The sequence below is a fragment of the Geodermatophilus chilensis genome, from assembly GCF_002802985.1.
Classification (GTDB): Bacteria; Actinomycetota; Actinomycetes; order Mycobacteriales; family Geodermatophilaceae; genus Geodermatophilus; species Geodermatophilus chilensis.
This window is the reverse complement of the sequence record NZ_NVPT01000276.1, coordinates 1-3,753: the sequence shown is the minus strand read 5'-3', so window position 1 is coordinate 3,753 and position 3,753 is coordinate 1. Positions and strand designations below refer to the sequence as shown.

The 3,753-nt window shown below is 73.0% G+C and carries 5 protein-coding genes; all 5 read right to left on the bottom strand.

Translation table 11 applies throughout. The features are described from left to right. Positions 1 to 163: 163 nt before the first annotated feature. The 5 genes from scpB to CNO22_RS26120 all read right to left on the bottom strand — a co-directional run bounded on the left by scpB (position 164) and on the right by CNO22_RS26120 (position 3,637). Positions 164 to 985: an SMC-Scp complex subunit ScpB gene (gene scpB / locus CNO22_RS26140; protein ID WP_100502161.1), complete on the bottom strand. Its 822-nt coding sequence runs from the start codon at positions 983 to 985 to the stop codon at positions 164 to 166. Further along, the gene (locus CNO22_RS26135) at positions 982 to 1,788 is read right to left on the bottom strand and encodes a segregation and condensation protein A (RefSeq protein ID WP_100502160.1); all 807 of its coding nucleotides are present in this window, start codon (positions 1,786 to 1,788) and stop codon (positions 982 to 984) included. The genes scpB and CNO22_RS26135 overlap by 4 nt, the downstream gene beginning before the upstream one ends. A gap of 59 nt (positions 1,789 to 1,847) precedes the next feature. After that, a complete protein-coding gene (locus CNO22_RS26130; RefSeq protein ID WP_100502159.1) occupies positions 1,848 to 2,336 on the bottom strand; it encodes a hypothetical protein in 489 nt (162 codons plus the stop codon). Next, positions 2,333 to 3,241, bottom strand: a complete 909-nt coding sequence (locus CNO22_RS26125) for a ParA family protein (RefSeq protein WP_100502158.1) — start codon at positions 3,239 to 3,241, stop codon at positions 2,333 to 2,335. The genes CNO22_RS26130 and CNO22_RS26125 overlap by 4 nt, the downstream gene beginning before the upstream one ends. 213 nt (positions 3,242 to 3,454) lie before the next feature. Then, positions 3,455 to 3,637 carry a tyrosine-type recombinase/integrase gene (locus CNO22_RS26120; RefSeq protein WP_456298009.1) on the bottom strand — a complete coding sequence of 61 codons (183 nt, stop codon included), beginning with the start codon at positions 3,635 to 3,637 and terminating at the stop codon, positions 3,455 to 3,457. Positions 3,638 to 3,753: the final 116 nt, after the last annotated feature.

Genomic DNA, 3,753 nt, shown 5'->3' with positions numbered 1-3,753 from the left:
ACGCCGGCAGTGCGGCCCTGGGGACGGCGCGCCGCCGTCCGCCGACTCTGGCGTTCCCGGTGCCGCACGGCCCGCCCCAGGGCTCGAGGGGTGGGGAACGACGGCGGCCCTCTGCAGGGTCCCGCCGCGAGCTTGCGAGTGGCGGGGGCAGAGGGGTCCTTTCTCAGGCGTCGGGATGCTCGTCCAGCAAGGACGACGGTTCGGGCAGCAGCGGCCCCAGCTCCGGCAGCTCGTCGAGGCTCTCCAGCCCGAGCCGCTCGAGGAACAGCGGGGTGGTCGCGTACAGCCCGCCGCCGCTGTCCGGGTCGCTGCCGACCTCCGACACCAGGCCGCGCGAGATCAACGTGCGCATGACGCCGTCCACCCCGACGCCGCGGATCGCCGACACCCGCGCCCGCGTCACCGGCTGCCGGTAGGCGATGACGGCGAGGGTCTCCAGCGCCGCCTGGGTGAGCCGGCTGCGCTGCCCGTCGACGAGGTGGCGCTCGACGACGCCGGCGTACTGCTCCCGCGTGTAGAGCCGCCAGCCCTCCCCGACCCGGCGCAGCGTGATGCCGGCGCCGCGGCGGTCGTAGTCGGCGGCGAGCTCGGCCACCAGGGTGCGCACCCACGGCACGGAGCAGCGCAGGGCGTCGGCCAGCGTCACCTCGTCGACCGGGGTGTCGGCGACGAACAGCAGCGCCTCCAGCCCACCGCGGAGCGCGGCCGGGTCGAGGTCGGGCTCGGGCTCCGGTTCCGGCCCCGGCTCGGGCTCCGGCTCGCCCGACGGGACGGCGGCGACCGGCGGGGCCAGCGGCGCGGGCTCCTCGACCGGGTCGGGCTCGACCTCCGGCGCCGGCCGCTCGGCGACCCGGGCGGCCAGCTCGGCGGCGACGGCGTCCCAGGTGGCCGGGTCGGCGCCGTCGCGCTGCTCGGCCTCCTCACGGGTGGCGGCCAGCTCGGCGGCGAGCGCCTCCCACGAGACCGGCGGTCGCTCCTCGCTCATGCGTACTCCCCGTCGACCAGCAGCTCGGCCTCGGCGTCCGCGCCACCCACCCAGCGCACGTGCAGCTCGCCGAGCGGGGTCAGCTGCTCGAACACCACCCGCTGCTGCCGGTAGAGCTCCAGCAGGGCGAGGAACCGGGCGACCACCTCGAGGGTGTGCGCGCAGTCCGCGGTCAGCGCCCGGAAGCTCGCCGTCCCGGCGTCCATGAGCTGGTTGCGCACACGCAGGAGCTGCTCGGAGACGCTCACCGGCGGCGCGTGCAGGTGCGAGACGCCGACCGTCGGCGGCGCCGTGGGGGTCAGCGCCTTCGTGGCCAGCGCGGCGAACTGCTCGGGGGTGACGCCGAGGAGCACCTCGGGCAGCAGGTCGGCGAAGCGGGGCTCGGGCGCGACGTCGCGGGGGTACCGGCGGACGGCGTCGGCCTCGCGCTCCCGCAGGAACGCGGCGGCCCGCTTGTAGGCCCGGTACTGCAGCAGCCGGGCGAAGAGCAGGTCGCGGGCCTCCAGCAGCTCGAGGTCCTCGTCGTCCTCCACCTCCGCGGCCGGCAGCAGCCGGGCGGCCTTGAGGTCGAGCAGCGTGGCGGCGACGACGAGGAACTCGCTGGCCTGGTCGAGGTCGAGCTCGTCGCCGAGCGCGTTCAGGTGCGCGATGAACTCGTCGGTGACCTGGGAGAGCGCGATCTCGGTGATGTCGAGCTTGTGCTTGCCGATCAGCTGCAGCAGCAGGTCGAACGGGCCCTCGAAGTTCGCCAGCCGGACGGTGAACCGCCCGCTGCCGACCTCCGAGGTGTCCGTCGCGCTCACACGGTCAGCTTAGGAGCGGTCACCGACGGTGGCGGTCACCGCGACGCGGAGGGCACTCGCTACTTCTTCAGGCGCTGGACCAGGACCGAGTCCTCACCGCGCTCGGCGAGGTCGGCCAGCAGCACGTTGATCGCCTCCCGGACGATCCGGCCGCGGTCGGCGGCCACCCCGTGCTGGCCGCGCAGGGTCAGCCGCGCGCTCTCCAGCGCGAGCAGCTCCTCGGCGGAGATGTAGACGGTGATCTTCTCGTCGTGCTTGACGCGCTCGCTGCGCTGCGCCCGGCCGCGGGTGGGCCGGACCGGCGTCACGGCCGGCGCGGGCTGGCGGAAGGCCGCCAGCGGGTCGGCGTCGTCCGCACCACCGGGGACCAGCGTCAGCGGCGCGGCCGGCTCGGCCGCGCCCTCACCGCGGCGCACGGGCCCGCCGCGCAGCGCCGGCGAGCTCACCGTGGCACTGATGCTGGGCAGTTCGGTGACCTCCGGCGCCGGGGCGGCGTCGGTACGACGGAACAGCTCGGCCGCGCCGGGGAGGACGGGACGACGCGTCACAGTGCCAGGACCTCCTTCGCCAGGTCGCGGTAGGCCGAGGCGCCCGAGGACGTCGGCGCCCAGGTGGTGATCGGCTGGCCGGCGACCGTGGTCTCCGGGAAGCGCACGGTCCGCTGGATGACGGTCCGGAAGACGGTGTCGCCGAAGGCCTCGACGACCCGGCTGAACACCTCGCGGCAGTGCACGGTGCGCGCGTCGTACATCGTGGCGAGGATCCCGGAGATCTCCAGCCCGGGGTTGAGCCGCTCCTTGACCTTCTCGATGGTGTCGACGAGCAGTGCCACGCCGCGGAGCGAGAAGAACTCGCACTCCAGCGGGATGACCACGCCCTGCGCCGCGGTCAGCGCGTTGACCGTCAGCAGGCCCAGCGAGGGCTGGCAGTCGATGAGGATGTAGTCGTACTCGTCGCGGACGTCGGCGAGTACCCGCAGCAGCGTCTGCTCCCGCGCCACCTCGCTGACCAGCTGCACCTCGGCGGCCGACAGGTCGATGTTGCTCGGCACCAGGTCCAGGCCGGGGATGTCGGTGGACACCCGCACGTCCTTGAGCGAGGTGCGCCGCTCCATGAGGGCGTTGTAGATCGTCCGGTCCAGGTTCTGCGCCGGGACGCCGAGCCCCACCGACAGCGCCCCCTGCGGGTCGAGGTCGATGAGCAGCACCTTGCGGCCGTACTCGACCAGCGCGGCACCCAGGTTGATGGTCGACGTCGTCTTGCCGACGCCGCCCTTCTGGTTGCACATCGCGATGATCCGCGCGGGGCCGTGCTGGGTCAGCGGCTTGGGGTCGGGCAGCCGGCGCATGCGCGCGCGGGCCGGGTCCAGCCGCGGGGCGGCAGCACCCATCTCGGGCTCGGGGTCGGTCGGGAGCGCGAAGGCCTGGCCGGCCGCGTCCCCTCGGATCGCCATCGCTGTCGTGTCCTCCACCTCGTGCCCGCCGGCGTCGCAGCCGGTGCGGTCAGCCGTTCTGCCGCGCGGGATGCACCGACGGTAGGGACGCTGGCGGTGATGACCCAGGAGGCACGCCGCATGTCGTGTCGACTTGGCGACCCATGCCAACCCACGGGCCACAGAGGGCCGATTTCGTTGGCACAATACGCTGAGAGGATGTGCCGACGACTGTCAGGTGAGCGCCCGGGGGTGACTGCTCGCGTACACCTCGCGCAGCCGGTCGACGGTGACGAGCGTGTAGACCTGCGTGGTGGTCACCGAGGCGTGGCCGAGCAGCTCCTGCACGACGCGAACGTCGGCGCCCCAGGAGAGAAGGGGGGGGGCGAAGGAGTGCCGCAGCGTGTGAGGGGACAGGGAGGGAGGGGATAGCCAGGGAAGAGAAAAAGAGAGAGGAAGAGAGAGAGGAGGGGGGAGGGGGAGGGAAAAAAAAAAAAATAACAGTAGAGAAAAAAACAGTAGATATAGACAAA